Origin of the sequence: Nocardioides carbamazepini, assembly GCF_024614185.1 — a bacterium.
Classification (GTDB): Bacteria; Actinomycetota; Actinomycetes; order Propionibacteriales; family Nocardioidaceae; genus Nocardioides; species Nocardioides carbamazepini.
In genome coordinates this window covers 594,521-610,302 of the sequence record NZ_JAHTLF010000013.1, presented here as the reverse complement: position 1 = coordinate 610,302, position 15,782 = coordinate 594,521, and the positions used below count along the sequence as shown (strand labels likewise).

Genomic DNA, 15,782 nt, shown 5'->3' with positions numbered 1-15,782 from the left:
CGTGCTGAGTCTCTCAACGCCGATTGAGTGTACGCATGTGCACTCAATCGGCTAGCCTGTCCGGCGTGACCACTGCCCCGACCGTCGTCGATGCCCTGGCCCTGGCCACCGCGGTGGTCGACGACCTGGTCGTGACGACCGCCCGCGACACCCACGGCGCGATCTCGCGCCGCGCCCACGACGTCGTACGCCGTGGCGTCGGCCCGGCCGGGCTCCCGGCCGAGGCCCTGCACCGCGGCGTCGCCGGTCTCGTGTACGGCGCCCTGGGGCTCTCGCTCCGTGGCGCGAGCGCCGGACTGGCGCGGCTGGCCGAGGCCGGGGCCGGGCCGGCGCTGGAGGAGGGGCCGCGCGGCCGGTTCGTCAACGCGGCGGTCAACGGCCTGATCGGGGAGGAGCTGCGCCGGGACCGGCCGCGGCTGGCGATCACGATGGCGGTGCGCCGCGACGGCCGTGACGTGACCCTCACCCCGGACGGTGTCGCCGCCGCGTTCCCCGGGGCCACCGGCCGGCTCGTGGTCTTCCTGCACGGCCTGTGCGAGAACGAGGACTACTGGCGCCGCCACCGCGACCGGCTCGGCACGACCTACGGCGAGAGCCTGGCGGGGCGCGGCTGGACGCCCGTCTACCTGCGGGCCAACACCGGCCTGGCGCTGCGCGAGAACGGCGTGGCGCTCGCGTCCCTGCTGCAGCGGCTCGTCGACTCCTGGCCCACGGAGGTCACCCGGATCGCGCTCGTCGGCCACTCTCTTGGCGGTCTGGTCCTGCGTGCCTCGTCGGCGGTCGTCGCCGACGGCGACGACCCGGCGCCATGGACCCACCTGGTCAGCGACGTGATCACGCTCGGCACCCCGCACCTCGGGTCGTGGTTCGCGGTCGGCGCCGACCACGCCAGCCGCACCCTCGCCCGTGCCCCCGAGGTCGCCGCCTTCGGCCGGATCATCGACCGCCAGGCGCCGGGTATCCACGACCTGATCGAGGGCCTGGCCCACGACGTACCCCCGTTGCCCCATGCGCGGTACCGGCTGGTCTCGGCCACCCTCACCCGCTCGCCGCGTCATCCGGTGGCGCAGACCGTCGGCGACCTGCTCGTCACGCCGCGCTCGGCCGTCGGCCGTGACCGACGTGGCACGGACCTGTTCCCGGGCGCCGAGATCCTCCACCTCGGCCGCACCGACCACTTCGGACTGCTCAACCACCCCGAGGTGCATGCCGCGCTCGGGCGCTGGCTGGCCTGACCCGTCGTACCGGACGAATCGGTCGCGCATCCGCCTGATTCACGACGGATCTGTCCGGTACGACGCAAGCTGGGCCCGCCGCGCCCCGAGGGCTTAGCCGGGGAAGTCCGTGAACCCGACGAGCGTGGTCGCGCCCAGCACCCAGACCGTGCCGGACGACACGTAGGGCCCACCGAGAGGCAGCCCCGACTTGTTGCCCGCACGGCCGACCTCGGACACGTCCTTCGTCCAGGCGACGTCGCCGGACGCCCGGTCGATGGCGTGGACGAGCCAGGAGGACTCGAAGTCCGTCTCGACCTGGAGGAGGGCGTCGGGCGTCTCCGTCGGTGCGACGTCGCTGCCGGGACCCGACCACAGCGTCGCGCCGGTGGCGGCGTCGAGGTAGGTCGTGGTCATCTTCCCGGCCTTCGTGTCGAAGCCGGTCACGGCGACCTGGGCCCGGTCGGCCGTCCAGCGCCAGCCGGACAGCTCGTCGCCGAGGTCCGGGCGCTCCCAGACCGGGTCGCCGGTCGTGACGTCGTAGAGGGTCGAGCCGACCCCGAGCCGACCTTCGGGGGAGACCAGGCGGTCGTCCTGGCTGTCCCACGGCTGGCCGGCCTGCTGGAACAGGACCTGGCCGTCGCGGGAGACCTCGATCTTGTCGTTGCCGAACCCGCGGCGGACCGTCCAGGGGCGGTCGAGGAAGGCGCCCTTGCCGAGATGGGAGCTGCCGAGCACCGCGCCGGTCGCCCGGTCGAGGTCGAACTGGGTGGCGTCGGCCTGGCCGGACGGGGTGTCCTTCCAGGCGGCGACCGAGACGTGGTCGCCGCTGAGGTCGAGGGCCGGCGACCCGGCACCGAGCCCGGCCAGCTCCTCGACGGCCGCCGGTCCGTCCGGCCACACGCTCGTCAGCGTCATCGCGTCGAGGGCCGCGACCGCGAACGGCGGGGGATAGGCGCTCTCGTCGGCACCCGGGGGCGTCACGACGACATAGAGGACGCCGTCGTCGAGCACCGGCGCGCTGCCGGGGGCCACGGCCACGTCGGCGCCGGCGCCGGCGCCGCCCGACTCGGGGTTCACCCGGACCAGCGCGTTGCCCCGGGTGCAGTAGAGGGACGCGTGATCCGGTGTCCAGCAGGCTCCGAAGTCCTTGCCGCGCCAGAGCACCTTCCCGTCCCCGGAGACGCCGACCAGGAGCGGCGCTGCGTCGTCGGCACCCTCGTCGGCACCCTTGGCGCCTTCGTCGGCCACCGCCGCCACCAGCACGTCGCCCACGGCGACGGCCGACGGACCGGCGACCTCGTCGTCGCCGACGGGTCCCAGCGGCGCGAACCTGCCGTTCGGGACGACGTCGGCGGCCCGCAGCTCCCAGGTCCGCTCCGGGTCGTGAAGCACGGCCGCCGCGGCGACCGTGGGCTTCGCCGTGCCGTCGTCCGGTCGATCGGGGTCGTCCCCGCCCCCGTCGCAGGCGGCGAGCGCCAGGCCCGTCACGAGAGTGAGGGCGGCGACCAGCCGGCCGGTGGGTGAACCCGCGGACATGGGACCTCCTGGGACGGTCGGGCGCTGCGCTCCCGGCAGGCTACCGGTGGGCGCACGACGACAAATCTGCTGTCGGCGAACAGCGGTGCCGAACGCGTGGTTCTGTCTCCCGCTCCGGCTAGTGTCAACCGCGTGACTCAGTTTTCCGCTGGCCCCGCGCGTGGGCCCGAGATGAACGGTGGAGCCGGTCTCAACCTGCTCGACGACAACATCTACAGCCGGCTGCTCCGCGAGCGGATCGTGTTCCTCGGCTCCGAGGTCCGCGACCAGAACGCCAACGCGATCTGCGCCCAGCTGCTGCTGCTCTCGGCGGAGGACCCGGAGGCGGACATCTTCCTCCACATCAACTCGCCGGGTGGCTCCGTCGACGCCGGCATGGCGATCTACGACACCATGAACTACATCCCCAACGACGTCGCGACGGTCGGCATGGGCCTGGCCGCCTCGATGGGGCAGTTCCTGCTCTGCGCCGGCACCCAGGGCAAGCGCTACGCGCTCCCGCACGCGCGGATCATGATGCACCAGCCGTCGTCGGGCATGGGCGGCTCGGCCTCCGACATCAAGATCCAGGCGCAGCAGTCGCTGCACATCAAGAAGGTGCTCCTCGACCTCATCGCCGAGCACACCGGTCAGACGGTGGAGCAGGTCACCGAGGACGCCGACCGGGACCGCTGGTTCACCGCCCAGGAGGCGCTCGAGTACGGCCTGGTCGACAAGGTCGTCAAGAGCGCCAAGGACGCCGTCGACGAGGGTCGTCCGGCCCACAAGAAGGACTGAGGAACGCAGGCATGAACTACTACATCCCGCAGTGGGAAGAGCGCACCTCCTACGGCTTCCGTCGGATCGACCCCTACGCCAAGCTGTTCGAGGAGCGCATCATCTACCTCGGCACGCCGATCTCCGACGACGTCGCCAACGCCGTCATCGCCCAGCTGCTCTGCCTCCAGTCGATGAACCCCGACCAGGACATCAACATCTACATCAACAGTCCCGGGGGGTCCTTCACGGCGCTCACCGCGATCTACGACACGATGCGCTTCATCAAGCCCGACGTGCAGACGGTCTGCCTGGGGCAGGCCGCCTCGGCCGCGGCGATCCTGCTGGCCGCGGGCACCAAGGGCAAGCGCCTGGCGCTGCCCAACAGCCGGATCCTGATCCACCAGCCCTACACCGAGGGCACCTTCGGCCAGACCTCGGACATCGAGATCCAGGCCAACGAGATCCTGCGGATGCGCGAGCTGTTGGAGACGATGATCAGCGAGCACAGCGGTCGCGACCTGGAGCAGGTCAGCCGCGACATCGAGCGCGACAAGATCCTCACGGCCGCACAGGCCGTCGAGTACGGCCTGATCGACTCGGTGCTCGAGTCCCTCAAGACCCCCGCCCTCGTCTGAGTCCGGACGGACCCCGACGACCGAGACCGACGACGAATGAGCCCGACGTACCCCTCGTGTCACGCTCCCACCCGGGCGCGGCAGGGGGTACGGTCGGGGAGTTCGATTGTGAGGAGGACCCGTGGCACGCATCGGTGACGGTGGCGATCTGCTGAAGTGCTCGTTCTGCGGCAAGAGCCAGAAGCAGGTCAAGAAGCTCATCGCAGGTCCGGGTGTCTACATCTGCGACGAGTGCATCGACCTGTGCAACGAGATCATCGAGGAGGAGCTCGCCGAGGGCTCCGAGGTCGAGCTCGCCGATCTGCCCAAGCCCAAGGAGATCTTCGAGTTCCTCAACTCCTACGTGATCGGGCAGGAGCAGGCCAAGAAGTCCCTCGCGGTCGCGGTCTACAACCACTACAAGCGGGTCCAGGCCGGCGTCCAGGCCATCGGTGGCGCCTCGGGCAAGCACAGCAAGGACGAGGTCGTCGAGGTGGCCAAGTCCAACATCCTCGTCATCGGCCCGACCGGGTGCGGCAAGACGTATCTCGCCCAGACCCTGGCCCGGATGCTCAACGTCCCGTTCGCCATCGCGGACGCCACGGCCCTGACCGAGGCCGGCTACGTCGGCGAGGACGTCGAGAACATCCTCCTCAAGCTGATCCAGGCCGCCGACTACGACGTCAAGAAGGCCGAGACCGGCATCATCTACATCGACGAGATCGACAAGGTGGCCCGCAAGGCCGAGAACCCGTCGATCACGCGCGACGTCTCCGGTGAGGGCGTCCAGCAGGCGCTGCTGAAGATCATCGAGGGCACCACCGCCTCGGTGCCGCCGCAGGGCGGCCGCAAGCACCCGCACCAGGAGTTCATCCAGATCGACACCACCAACATCCTGTTCGTGGTGGGTGGTGCCTTCGCCGGGCTCGAGCACATCGTCGAGCAGCGCGTCGGCAAGAAGTCCCTGGGCTTCACCGCCGAGCCGCGCGGCGAGGCCGAGCGGGCCGCCGAGGACCTGCTGGGCCAGGTCCGGCCCGAGGACCTCACCAAGTTCGGCCTGATCCCCGAGTTCATCGGCCGCCTTCCGCTCATCGCGAGCGTCAGCCCGCTCGACCAGGACGCCCTGGTCCAGATCCTCACCGAGCCGCGCAACGCCCTGGTCAAGCAGTACAAGAAGCTCTTCGACCTCGACGGTGTCGAGCTCGAGTTCACCGACGGTGCCATCGCCGCGATCGCCGACAAGGCTCTCGAGCGCGGCACCGGCGCCCGCGGTCTGCGCGCCATCATCGAGGAGGTCCTCCTCCACGTGATGTACGACGTCCCGAGCCGTGGCGATGTCGAGAAGGTCGTGGTGACCGAGGACGTCGTCCTGGACGACGTCGCGCCGACCCTGGTGCTGCGCGAGACCAAGAAGAAGAAGTCCGCCTGACAGCTGGGCGCGCCTGACGCGGAAGGCCCCGGGGGATCCCCCGGGGCCTTCCGCGTCGTACGTCGGTCGCGCTCAGCCCTCGGCGGACGGAGCGGCCGGCTCCGGGGCGATCTCGGCGGTGACCGTCAGCTCGGTGGCGTCCTCGGCGGCGGTGAACACCAGCTCGCCGACCACGTTGCCGCTGCGGCGCAGGTCGTCGGCGGCCTTCTCGGCGGCGTCGACCAGCCGGGCGGGACCGGTGACCTCGACCCGGGCCAGGGGCGCGCGCATCTTCACCTTGGCGGCGGACTTGGCACCGCGGATGCCGGACAGGGCGCCCGAGACGGCGTCGATGAGGGAGCCGTCCGAGGCGGCGGGCGAGCCGAGCTCGGCGACGGTCGGCCACGGCGCGTGGTGCACCGAGCCCTCCTGCCACCAGGACCAGACCTCCTCGGTGACATAGGGGAGGAAGGGCGCGAGCAGCCGGAGCTGGACCTGCAGTGCGAACGCGAGTGTGGCCTGCGCGGAGGACGACGCGTCGCCGTCGCCGGCGTAGGCGCGTTCCTTGACCAGCTCGAGGTAGTCGTCGCAGAACTCCCAGAAGAACTTCTCGCTGACCTCGAGCGCCGTCGTGTAGTCGTACGCCTCGAACGCCTCGGTGGCGCGGCGGACCACGCCCGCGAGGCGGCCGAGCAGCGCGGTGTCGACCGGCTGGCTGACCGACGCCGCGCTGAACGTGGTGGCGCCGACACTGCCGAGCACGAACTTCGAGGCGTTGAGGACCTTCATCGCCAGCCGGCGGCCGACCTTCATCTGGGTCTCGTCGAAGGGCGAGTCCAGGCCGGGCCGGGCGATGGCGGCCCGCCAGCGCACCGCATCGGCGCCGTACTTGTCGAGGATCTCGTTGGGCACCACGACATTGCCCTTGGACTTCGACATCTTCTTGCGGTCGGGGTCGACGATGAAGCCGGAGATCATCGCGTGCGACCAGGGCGCGACCTGGTTCTCGAAGTGCGACCGCACGACGCGCGAGAACAGCCAGGTCCGGATGATGTCGTGGGCCTGGGTGGCCAGGTCCATCGGGAAGACCCGGGACCACAGGTCGGGGTCGGACTCCCAGCCGCCCGCGATGTGCGGGGTGAGCGACGAGGTCGCCCAGGTGTCCATCACGTCGGGATCGCCGACGAAGCCGCCGGGCTTGCCGCGCTGCTCCTCGGTGTAGCCGGTCGGCGCCTGCGTCGACGGGTCGATGGGGAGCTCGGCCTCGGTGGGCAGCAGCAGCCGCGTGTAGTCCGGCTCGCCCTCGGCGTCGAGGGGGTACCAGACCGGGAACGGGATGCCGAAGAAACGCTGCCGCGAGACCAGCCAGTCGCCGTTGAGGCCGCCGACCCAGTTGTCGTAGCGGTGCTTCATGTGCGGCGGCAGCCACTCGATCTCGCTGCCCCGCTCCAGCATCTGCTTGCGGATCTCCCCGTCGCGACCGCCGTTGCGGACGTACCACTGGCGGGTGGAGACGATCTCGAGCGGCTTGTCGCCCTTCTCGTAGAAGTTCGCCATCCGCTGGGTCGGCTTCGGGTCGCCGTCGAGGTCGCCGGTCTCCTTGAGCTTGGCGACCATCGCCTCCCGCGCGGAGTGGACGGTCTTGCCCTGGAGGTCCTCGTACGCCGCTGCGGCCGTCTCGCTCGACAGCCACTCCGGGGTGTCCCGCAGGAATCGGCCGTCGCGACCGATGACCGTGCGCACGGGCAGCTGCAGCTCGCGCCACCACTGGACGTCGGTGAGGTCGCCGAAGGTGCAGCACATCGCGATGCCGGCGCCCTTGTCCTTCTCTGCGGCGGGGTGGGCCAGCACCGGGATCTCCACGCCGAACACGGGTGAGGTGACCGTGGTGCCGAAGAGGTCCTGGTAGCGCTCGTCGTCGGGGTGCGCGATCAGCGCGACGGCGCTGGCGATGAGCTCGGGCCGCGTCGTCTCCACGTGCACGGGGGAGCCGTCCGGCTTGTGGTAGGCCACCCGGTGGTAGGCGCCGGCGTAGTCACGCGCCTCCAGCTCGGCCTGCGCGACCGCGGTCTGGAAGGTGACGTCCCACAGGGTCGGCGCCTCCTGGAGGTAGGCCTCGCCGCGGGCCAGGTTGCGCAGGAACGCGCGCTGGCTGACGGTCTGCGCCTTGGTGCCGATGGTCGTGTAGGTGGTGTTCCAGTCGACGCTGAGGCCGAGGGTGCGCCACAGGTCCTCGAAGACCTTCTCGTCCTGCTCGACGAGCTGCTCGCACAGGGCGATGAAGTTGGGCCGGCTGATCGGGATCTGGCGCTTCGGGTCGGGCTTCTCAGGAGGGGTGAAGTCGGCGTCGTACGGCAGCGACGGGTCGCAGCGCACGCCGAAGTAGTTCTGGACCCGGCGCTCGGTGGGCAGGCCGTTGTCGTCCCAGCCCATCGGGTAGAAGACGGACTTGCCCTGCATCCGCTGGAAGCGGGCGATCAGGTCGGTGTGCGTGTAGGAGAAGACGTGGCCGACGTGGAGGCTGCCGCTCACGGTCGGCGGCGGCGTGTCGATCGCGTAGACGTTCTCGCGCGGCTGGGTGCGGTCGAAGCCGTAGGTGTCGGCGTCCTTCCAGCGCTGGGCCCACTTCTCCTCGAGGCCCTCCAGCGCCGGCTTGTCCGGTACGACGACGGCGCGGGTCGCGTCGCTCGTCGGGTCCGGGGTCTGCGTGCTGGCGGGCTCGGTCATGGTTCCCAGCCTATTGCGACCTGCTGTCCGGGCTTCAACCGGCGGCTACTCTCGGACGATGCGCCTGTTCCCAGGAACCGTCACCACTCTCGTCGCCGGCGTCGCTCTCGGCGTCGCCGTCACCGGCTCGCTGGCCGGCTCCGCGCCCGCCGCCTCCGCGGCGCCGACCGCCGGTCCGGAGACGGTGACCCTGGCCGGCAGTGGCTGGGGCCACGGCAAGGGCCTCTCGCAGTGGGGGGCCCGGGGTGCCGCGGCCCAGGGCCTGAGCGCCGCCCAGATCCTCGACTTCTACTACCCGGGCACCCAGGCCGGCCAGGCCGGCGGCTCGGTGAAGGTGCTGATCACCGGCGACACCTCCAGCAACGTCGTCGTCCGGCACCGCGCGAAGCTGAAGGTCCGCAGCCTGGCGACGGGCAAGGCCTGGACGCTGGACAAGCGGGGCGCGAAGCGCTGGAAGCTGACCGCCCGGGGCGGTGACACGAAGCTCTCGGTCAAGACCAACCGCTGGCGCAAGGTGCGGATCATCCCCGGCCAGGCCGAGTTCAAGGCGCCGGGCGGGGCGATCCGGCTCTACGTGCCGGGCGGCTCCGCCGACTACCGCGGCCGGATCCGCTCGGTCGTCCCGGCCGCCGGCCAGGGCCGCGACACGGTCAACGTCGTGGGTGTCGAGAAGTACCTGCGTGGCGTGGTGCCCTCCGAGATGCCCGCCACCTGGCACCCGCAGGCGGTCCAGGCGCAGGCCGTCGCGGCGCGCACGTACGCGATCTTCGAGCGCGACAACAACGACCGCGGGCCGTTCGACGTCTACGACACCATCCAGTCCCAGGTCTACCGCGGCGTCGCGGCCGAGCAGCCAGGCTCGGACGCGGCCATCAAGGCGACGGCCGCCCAGGTCCGGACCTACGCCGGCGCGCCGGCGTTCACCCAGTTCTCGTCGAGCAACGGCGGTTGGACGGCGCCCGGCCAGTTCCCCTACCAGGTCGCCAAGGTCGACCCGTACGAGGCGGGTTCGGGCAATCCCAACAACTCCTGGACCGTCGAGCTGACCGACGACGCGATCGAGGCGCAGTTCCCGGGCATCGGCGACTTCGAGGGCTTCGACATCGTCAAGGACCCGGCCCAGGGCGGGCGCGTGACAAAGGTGACCATTCTCGGCTCCGCCGTGAATCCTGATCCGGTGCTCACCGGTGACCAGTTCCGGGTCAGGTTCGGGCTGAGGTCGACGATGTTCGGCCCGGCCTGACGTCCGGGCGCCCCACGCGCAGGAAGGTCCGCAGCAGCAGGCCGACGACGAGTGCCCAGAACGCGGCGCCGATGCCGAGGACGCTGATGCCGGAGGCGGCGACGAGGAGCGTCGCCGCGGCGGGCTCCCGCTCGGCGGGATCGGCGAGCGCGTCGCCGAGTGCCGCCCCGAGGGTGCCGAGCAGGGCGAGGCCGGCGGCCGCCTGCATCACGCCGTCCGCCGCGGCGACCACGAGGGTGGCCAGCGCCGTGCTGGCGACCGCGAGCACCAGGTAGGCGATCGAGGCGCTGACCGCCGCGATCCAGCGTCGGCGCGGGTCGGGGCCGGCGGCCGGTCCGGCGGCGAGTGCGGCGGTGATCGCGGCGAGGTTGATCGCATGCCCGCCGGTAGGGGCCCCGACGGCGGTGCCGATGCCGGTGACGGCGAGCGACTCCCGCCAGGGCACGCGGTACCCGAAGCCGCTCATCACCGCGGCGCCGGGCACGTTCTGCGAGGCCATGGTGACGACGTACAGCGGCAGGGCGATGCCGACCAGCGCGGACAGGGACCAGGCCGGCGTGGTCCAGGTGAGGTGCGGCGCGAGGTCGGCGGTGTCGATCCGGGCGGTGGCGACGACCGTGACCAGCGCGACGAGCAGGGCGCCGGGCACCGCCCAGCGCGGGGCGAGGCGCAGCAGGAGGAGCCAGGTGACGACCAGCGGCGCGACGGCGGCGGGGGAGTCGACGAGCGCGGTGACCGGCGCCAGGCACAGGGGCAGCAGGACACCGGCGAGCATGGCGCGGGCCAGGCTGGGCGGGATGGCGGCGACCAGGTCGCCGACGCGCGGGATCAGCGCGGTGAGGACGATCAGCACGCCGGTCGCCACGAAGGCCCCGACCGCGGCCGGCCAGCCACCGGTGACGCCGGCCGACGTCGCCAGCAGCGCCGCCCCGGGCGTCGACCACGCCAGGGTCACCGGGATCCGGTGGCGCACGGAGAGCCAGAGCATGCCGAGGGCCTGGGTGACCAGGAGGGTCGCGAGGCCGGACGCCGCCTGCCGCGGGCTCGCGCCGACGGCGGTCAGCCCGGCGAGGCAGACGACGAACGAGCTGCTGAACCCCACGAGCGCGGTGACGACGCCGGCCAGCACGGGGCCGTGGGTACTCTGCTCCGACACGCCGCCTCCTCACGAACACCGATGCGGCGTTCTGTTTACAGAACACTCTAGGCGGAGGGTGGCCGATGGCGCGAGTGGTGGAGCCGTCCGGCTCGGGCGCCGGCGTCGGGGCCCGGATCCGGGCGCTGCGTGAGGCCCGGGGCCTGTCCCTCTCGGCGCTGGCCGCCCAGGCCGGGATCGGCAAGGGCTCCCTCTCCGAGCTGGAGACGGGACGGCGCAATCCCACGCTCGACACGCTGTACGCCGTCGCGGCACCGCTCGGCGTACCGCTCGCCGCGCTGCTGGACGACCACGACGGTGCGGTCCTCGCGCACCACGGCATGGTCACCACCCGGGTCCGGGTCGTCCGCGAGCCCGGCCGCACGACCGAGGTCTACCTGATCCGCCTCGCTCCCGGCGCCGAGCGAGTCTCGCCGGCCCACTCGCGGGGCGTCGAGGAGCAGCTGGTGGTGCTCGGCGGTGCCGGCGTCGTGGAGTACGGCGGCCGGACGGTCGCGCTCGGTCCCGGCGACCACGTCCGCTTCGCGGCCGACCAGCCACACGCGTACCGGGCGGGACCGGACACGGAGCTCGAGGCGGTCAACGTGATCGTCACACCTGTCCCACTGGGGTGAGCCTGGGCGAGGAACCTCGCCGAGCGCTCAGAACGGCGGCCGACCCGTCCCACCGACCCGGAGTCGACCCCAGGGGTCGAGATCGGTGACCTTGCCGGCGGCCTCGCCGTGGGCGGTGCGGAGGGTGACGGGCGAGCCGCTGCGGACGGCGTCGAGCTCGTCGGAGGCGGCGATCCGGCCGTACCAGTGGAAGCGGCCGTCGAGCGGCTGGAAGGCGCCCCGCAGGGTGACCGTGATCGAGTGCTCGGTGCCGTCGACGACCAGCGTCGCCGGGCCGTCGTACGCCTCCTGCGGCTCGTGCGCGGTGGGCCGGTCGCCGGTGGTCGCGGTCACCGGCGCCGCTCCGAGCGGATGGGCGTGACGGTGCCGGCACCGCTGCTCGCGTCGAGGCGGGAGAGGTCGACGCCGCTCTCGGCCGTCGCGCCGGCGAGCGCATGCCAGATGAAGTCGCTCAGGTAGGCCGCGGCGGCGCTGCGGGAGACGGTGTGCCGCTCGAGCCACCAGTGCCCGACGGACGTGCTGAGGCCGACCACGGCGTGCGCCCACGGCTCGGCGGCGCCGGTGTCGCCACCGAGGTGGCGCAGGGCGTCGCCCAGCAGGCGGGTGAGCTTGGCGGCGACCTGGTCCTTGCCCGCGGCCAGCGGGTCGGTGCCCCCGGCCGGCCGGCTGAGCAGGAGGAACGCCTGGGGGTGCTCGGCGAGCGTGTCGAGGTACGCCGCCACGCCGGCGCTCACCCGGTCGCGCGCGGAGGCGGGGGCGAGCACCGCGGTGAGGACGCGGGCGAGGACCAGGTCGGCCGCCCAGGCGCCGACCGCCGCGTGCAGCTCGCCCTTGTCGGCGAAGTAGCGGTAGAGGACGGGCTTGCTCACGCCGGCCTCGGCGGCGATGTCGGCGACCGACGCGTCCGGGCCGAGGGTGTCGATGGCCCGCACGGCCGCGAGGACGAACTCCTCCCGTCGCTCGGTGCGGTGTCGTTCCCAGCGGGTCGTGCGCCCGTCGCGCTTGACGTTGGAGGCCATGGGCACAAGAGTACTATTATCCGTTACCAGCGGTAATACTTAGTGACGCACTGATGAGCCAGGAGGCAGACCGTGACCCTCGTCGACGACGTCGCCGGTGCCAGCGGGTCGGAGGCGCTGGCGCAGCGACTGCTGCGCTCGACCGCCCGCCAGTCCTACGACCCCGAGGTCGATCTCGACTGGAGCGCGCCGCCCGTTCCCGGGCTGTGGTGGATGCAGCCGGAGCGGATGTCCCTCTACGGCACGCCGATGTGGAGGCGCCTGAGCGAGGAGCAGCGGATCACGCTCTCCAAGCACGAGGCCGCGAGCATCGCCAGTGTCGGGATCTGGTTCGAGATCGTGCTCATGCAGATCCTGCTGCGCGACGTCTATGGCGCGGACCCGCGTTCGGCCCGGACCCAGTTCGCGCTGACCGAGGTCGGTGACGAGACCCGGCACACGGTGATGTTCGGCCGCGCGATCGCGACGATGGGCGTCCCGGCCTACGGGCCCCGCCCGACCCCGCGTCGGCTCGCCAAGCTCGGCCCGCTGACCCTGCGGGGGGCCAGCGCGTACGCCGCCATCCTCATCGGTGAGGAGCCGGTCGACCGCTGGCAGCGCGAGGCGATGCGGGACGAGCGGATCCAGCCGCTGACGCGGATGGTCGCGCGGATCCACGTCACCGAGGAGGCCCGTCACGTCACCTTCGCCCGCGACGAGCTGGAGAAGGCGGTACGCGGCCTGAGCCGCGCGAAGCTGCGCTGGCACCAGGCGATGACCGCGCAGGTCGCCTACGTGACGATGCGCTCGCTGGTCCATCCCGACGTGTACGCCGCCGTCGGACTCGACCCCGCCGAGGCCCGCCGCCAGGCGCTCGGCAACGAGAGCTACCGGGAGACGATCGCCTGGATGGGCGAGAAGGTGATGCCGGTCCTGCAGGCGCACGGGATGGTCGCCGAGCGCGATCACCGGGTCTGGCGCGGGTCCCTCCTCCTGCGCTGACCGCATCCGGCACGCGTGGCGTCAGTGGACGAGGCGCTGCCGGGCCGCGATGACCTCGGCGTACAGCTGCGGTGCCAGCGCGGCACCCTCGCGGCGTACGTCGTGCGGGTCGAGGACCAGCAGCCGGTTGAGCCGGACCTCGCTCGGTCGGCCGCGCGGGTCCCACGCGCCGGTGCCGACGTCCAGCCAGTACCGGCCCGCGGCGGCCTCCTGGGCCTCGTCGCGGTCGTGGTCCTTGCTGGTCATGACCAGGCAGTGCAGCACCTCGGTCCCGTCCCGGCCGGTGGCGGTGCCGATGACCAGCACCGGACGGTCCTTGCCCTGGCCCGGGTCGTCCTCGTAGGGCACCCAGGCCCAGACGACCTCACCCGGGTCGGGGCGGCCGTCGGCCACCGGTGCGTAGGTCCCGTGGGGCTGTCCGCTCATGGCCGGCTCCTCTCTGTCGCGCAGAACTGGCCGATGAGGCCGGGCGTGGCCGCCTCGGCGAGGGCGATCGCCGCCGACACGGGTACGTCGGGGACGTGGACCTGGCCCTTGCCGCCGGCCGTCGTCGCGGCCAGGGAGACCAGGCCGGCCCGGCGCTGGAACCACGTCGCGCGCTGGTTCCAGCCGATCACGTGCCCCGCGGCGAGGGCGTCCCTGGTGCGCAGCGCCGAGCCGGAGCGCATCACCACGTGGCCGTCGAGGAAGGCGTGCCCGAGCGCCCGGGCGCGGTCCCAGGCGAGGGCGAGGGCGACCACGAGGGGGATCGCCGTGGCCGGGAGCAGCCAGCCCGGCGCGCCGGCGAGTACCGCGGCCACGACCGCCGCGACGAACGGCAGCGCACCCAGCAGGGCCCGGCTGTAGCGCCGGGTGGTCGCCGCCCGGCCGTGGGGGAGCAGGGCTCCGGTCACCGGGGCCGCCGTCCCGAGCACGGCGGACACGACGTCGTACCCGGTCGAGCGGGGTGCGGGCGGCAGCAGCACGGCCGAGCTCGCCTGGTCGCCACTCAGGCCGGTGACGATCGCGCCGACCCGCCGCCCGCGCGCGACGCGCAGCGCCGCGGGCTCGCCGAGGGTGGCGCCGGCGAGGCGGGCGACGTCGATGCTGGTCTCGCGGCGGGTGAGCAGGCCGCGCCGGACGTGCCAGGCCGTGCCGTGCCGGCTGAGGACGAACCCGCCGTTGGTGACGAGATAGCCGCCGACCGCGAGCAGCGTCACGAGGAGCCCGGCGCCGACCACGAGGGTGAGCACGAAGGACTGGCCGATCGCGGCGAGGTCGTCCTCGCTGACCCGGATCTCGACCGACTCCATCAGCTGGAGGCCTACGCCGACGATCGCGCCGAGACCGACCAGGACGGTGCCGCTGAACGGGGCGTACCAGAGCCAGCGCGCGGAGAAGCGGGCGACGACCCGCTCCGGCTCGGGGGCGACGCCCGGTGCCGCCGTGCCGGCCGGCGCGACCGCGTGCAGCAGCTCCGCCCGCAGCCGCGCGGCCTCCTCCCGCGGCAGCGCGTCGAGCTCGAGGCGCTCATCACTGTCGCTGGCGACACTGCCGGTGCCGATCACGACGGTCGCCAGGCCGAGCACCCGGTGGATCGGTGAGGCGCTCAGGTCGACGGTGCGGACCCGGTCGACAGGGGTGGAGAGCGTGTGCCGCTGTAGCAGGCCGCGCCGCAGCTCGACCCGGCCGCCGGTGATCCGGTAGGTCGTCGTGAGATAGCGCACGACACCGAGACCGACAGGGACGCCGACGCCGAGCAGGGTCCACGGGCCCACCCCGGACGCGCTGCCCGCCACCACCAGGCCGATGAGCACCGGCAGGAACTTGCCCACCTCCTTGACCGGGTGGACCAGGAGCATGCGGGGGTCGAGGCGCTGCCAGGCGGCCGGGGACGGCGGCGGAGGAGGCGGAGGTGGAGGCGGGGCCAGGCTCACGTGGCGTCACCCTCGACGAGGTCCGCCTTGCGGGTCAGCTCGTCCACGAGGGCGAGCGCGACGGACCGGTCGAGACCCTCGATCTGCAGGGGGCCCGCGGCCGAGGCCGTGGTCACCGTGACGGTGGCGAGCCCGAACATCCGCGCGAGGGGCCCTTGGGCGAAGTCGACGGTCTGCACCCGCGACATCGGGGCGATCCGCCGCTCCCTGGCCCACCAGCCGCGCTGGGTGTAGACCGCGTTCGCGGAGACCTCCCAGCGGTGCACCCGGTAGCGCCACTGCGGTACGACGACGGCAGCCGTCCCACAGACGACGACGGCGAGGCCGACCAGCCACCAGCGCAGGCCGTCCGGTCCGGCGAGCACCGCGGCGACCCCGAGGCCGGCCGCCACGAACAGGGCCGAGATCCCCGACTCGACCTGCCACATCAGGCGGGCCCGGGGACTGACGCGGTGGGCGGGGTCGCGCAGCTGGCTCACGCTGGGGAAGCCTACGTCGTGGGTCCGCCCGCGCCCGGCCGGGACTAGGTCCCGGTGCCGGGCCGGGAATTCCACCCGAATTGACCATGGCGCAACGGCCTTCGGTCATGATC

Annotated in this window: 15 protein-coding genes; 7 read left to right on the top strand and 8 right to left on the bottom strand. The window is 72.6% G+C overall.

The features are described 5' to 3' along the window. Window positions 1-65: 65 nt before the first annotated feature. Window positions 66-1,235, top strand: a complete 1,170-nt coding sequence (locus tag KVF89_RS09785; RefSeq protein WP_257425225.1) for an esterase/lipase family protein — start codon at window positions 66-68, stop codon at window positions 1,233-1,235. A 93-nt stretch (window positions 1,236-1,328) separates the two neighbouring features. Here the strand turns inward: KVF89_RS09785 and KVF89_RS09780 are convergent, their stop codons facing one another. After that, window positions 1,329-2,753, bottom strand: a complete 1,425-nt coding sequence (locus tag KVF89_RS09780) for a PQQ-binding-like beta-propeller repeat protein (protein ID WP_257425224.1) — start codon at window positions 2,751-2,753, stop codon at window positions 1,329-1,331. 171 nt (window positions 2,754-2,924) lie between these two features. Between KVF89_RS09780 and KVF89_RS09775 the strand changes: the two genes are divergently transcribed. The 3 genes from KVF89_RS09775 to clpX all read left to right on the top strand — a co-directional run bounded on the left by KVF89_RS09775 (window position 2,925) and on the right by clpX (window position 5,555). Beyond that, window positions 2,925-3,530, top strand: coding sequence for an ATP-dependent Clp protease proteolytic subunit (locus KVF89_RS09775; RefSeq protein WP_257425284.1), 606 nt, complete (start codon window positions 2,925-2,927; stop codon window positions 3,528-3,530). An 11-nt stretch (window positions 3,531-3,541) separates the two neighbouring features. After that, window positions 3,542-4,147 carry an ATP-dependent Clp protease proteolytic subunit gene (locus KVF89_RS09770; protein WP_257425223.1) on the top strand — a complete coding sequence of 202 codons (606 nt, stop codon included), beginning with the start codon at window positions 3,542-3,544 and terminating at the stop codon, window positions 4,145-4,147. A gap of 121 nt (window positions 4,148-4,268) precedes the next feature. Further along, window positions 4,269-5,555 carry an ATP-dependent Clp protease ATP-binding subunit ClpX gene (gene clpX / locus KVF89_RS09765; protein WP_257425222.1) on the top strand — a complete coding sequence of 429 codons (1,287 nt, stop codon included), beginning with the start codon at window positions 4,269-4,271 and terminating at the stop codon, window positions 5,553-5,555. A 72-nt stretch (window positions 5,556-5,627) separates the two neighbouring features. Here clpX and valS read toward each other — a convergent pair whose 3' ends face one another. Then, a complete protein-coding gene (gene valS, locus KVF89_RS09760; protein ID WP_257425221.1) occupies window positions 5,628-8,261 on the bottom strand; it encodes a valine--tRNA ligase in 2,634 nt (877 codons plus the stop codon). A gap of 58 nt (window positions 8,262-8,319) precedes the next feature. On the opposite strand from valS, the gene KVF89_RS09755 reads away from it, so the two are divergent. Beyond that, a complete protein-coding gene (locus KVF89_RS09755) occupies window positions 8,320-9,504 on the top strand; it encodes a SpoIID/LytB domain-containing protein (protein ID WP_257425220.1) in 1,185 nt (394 codons plus the stop codon). Here the strand turns inward: KVF89_RS09755 and KVF89_RS09750 are convergent. Beyond that, entirely contained in the window at window positions 9,464-10,660 is a 1,197-nt protein-coding gene (locus KVF89_RS09750) for a benzoate/H(+) symporter BenE family transporter (protein WP_257425219.1), read from the bottom strand. The two genes, KVF89_RS09755 and KVF89_RS09750, sit on opposite strands and share 41 nt — an antisense overlap. Window positions 10,661-10,725: 65 nt before the next feature. On the opposite strand from KVF89_RS09750, the gene KVF89_RS09745 reads away from it, so the two are divergent. Beyond that, window positions 10,726-11,274 carry a helix-turn-helix domain-containing protein gene (locus KVF89_RS09745; protein ID WP_257425218.1) on the top strand — a complete coding sequence of 183 codons (549 nt, stop codon included), beginning with the start codon at window positions 10,726-10,728 and terminating at the stop codon, window positions 11,272-11,274. Between the two features lie 27 nt (window positions 11,275-11,301). On the opposite strand, the gene KVF89_RS09740 is transcribed toward KVF89_RS09745, so the two are convergent. Next, window positions 11,302-11,607, bottom strand: a complete 306-nt coding sequence (locus tag KVF89_RS09740) for a DUF4873 domain-containing protein (protein WP_257425216.1) — start codon at window positions 11,605-11,607, stop codon at window positions 11,302-11,304. Then, entirely contained in the window at window positions 11,604-12,293 is a 690-nt protein-coding gene (locus KVF89_RS09735) for a TetR/AcrR family transcriptional regulator (RefSeq protein WP_257425215.1), read from the bottom strand. Before KVF89_RS09735 ends, KVF89_RS09740 begins: the two co-directional genes overlap by 4 nt. Before the next feature lie 72 nt (window positions 12,294-12,365). Between KVF89_RS09735 and KVF89_RS09730 the strand changes: the two genes are divergently transcribed. Further along, entirely contained in the window at window positions 12,366-13,274 is a 909-nt protein-coding gene (locus KVF89_RS09730; protein WP_257425214.1) for an AurF N-oxygenase family protein, read from the top strand. Between the two features lie 21 nt (window positions 13,275-13,295). Here KVF89_RS09730 and KVF89_RS09725 read toward each other — a convergent pair whose 3' ends face one another. From KVF89_RS09725 to KVF89_RS09715, 3 genes are read right to left on the bottom strand one after another with little or no spacing between them, the layout of a single operon-like run. Next, window positions 13,296-13,700 (bottom strand): type II toxin-antitoxin system PemK/MazF family toxin, encoded by a 405-nt coding sequence (locus KVF89_RS09725; RefSeq protein WP_257425213.1) that lies wholly within the window; start codon window positions 13,698-13,700, stop codon window positions 13,296-13,298. Beyond that, window positions 13,697-15,190, bottom strand: a complete 1,494-nt coding sequence (locus KVF89_RS09720) for a PH domain-containing protein (protein WP_257425212.1) — start codon at window positions 15,188-15,190, stop codon at window positions 13,697-13,699. Before KVF89_RS09720 ends, KVF89_RS09725 begins: the two co-directional genes overlap by 4 nt. Beyond that, the gene (locus KVF89_RS09715) at window positions 15,187-15,669 is read right to left on the bottom strand and encodes a PH domain-containing protein (RefSeq protein ID WP_257425210.1); all 483 of its coding nucleotides are present in this window, start codon (window positions 15,667-15,669) and stop codon (window positions 15,187-15,189) included. Before KVF89_RS09715 ends, KVF89_RS09720 begins: the two co-directional genes overlap by 4 nt. Window positions 15,670-15,782 lie beyond the last annotated feature (113 nt).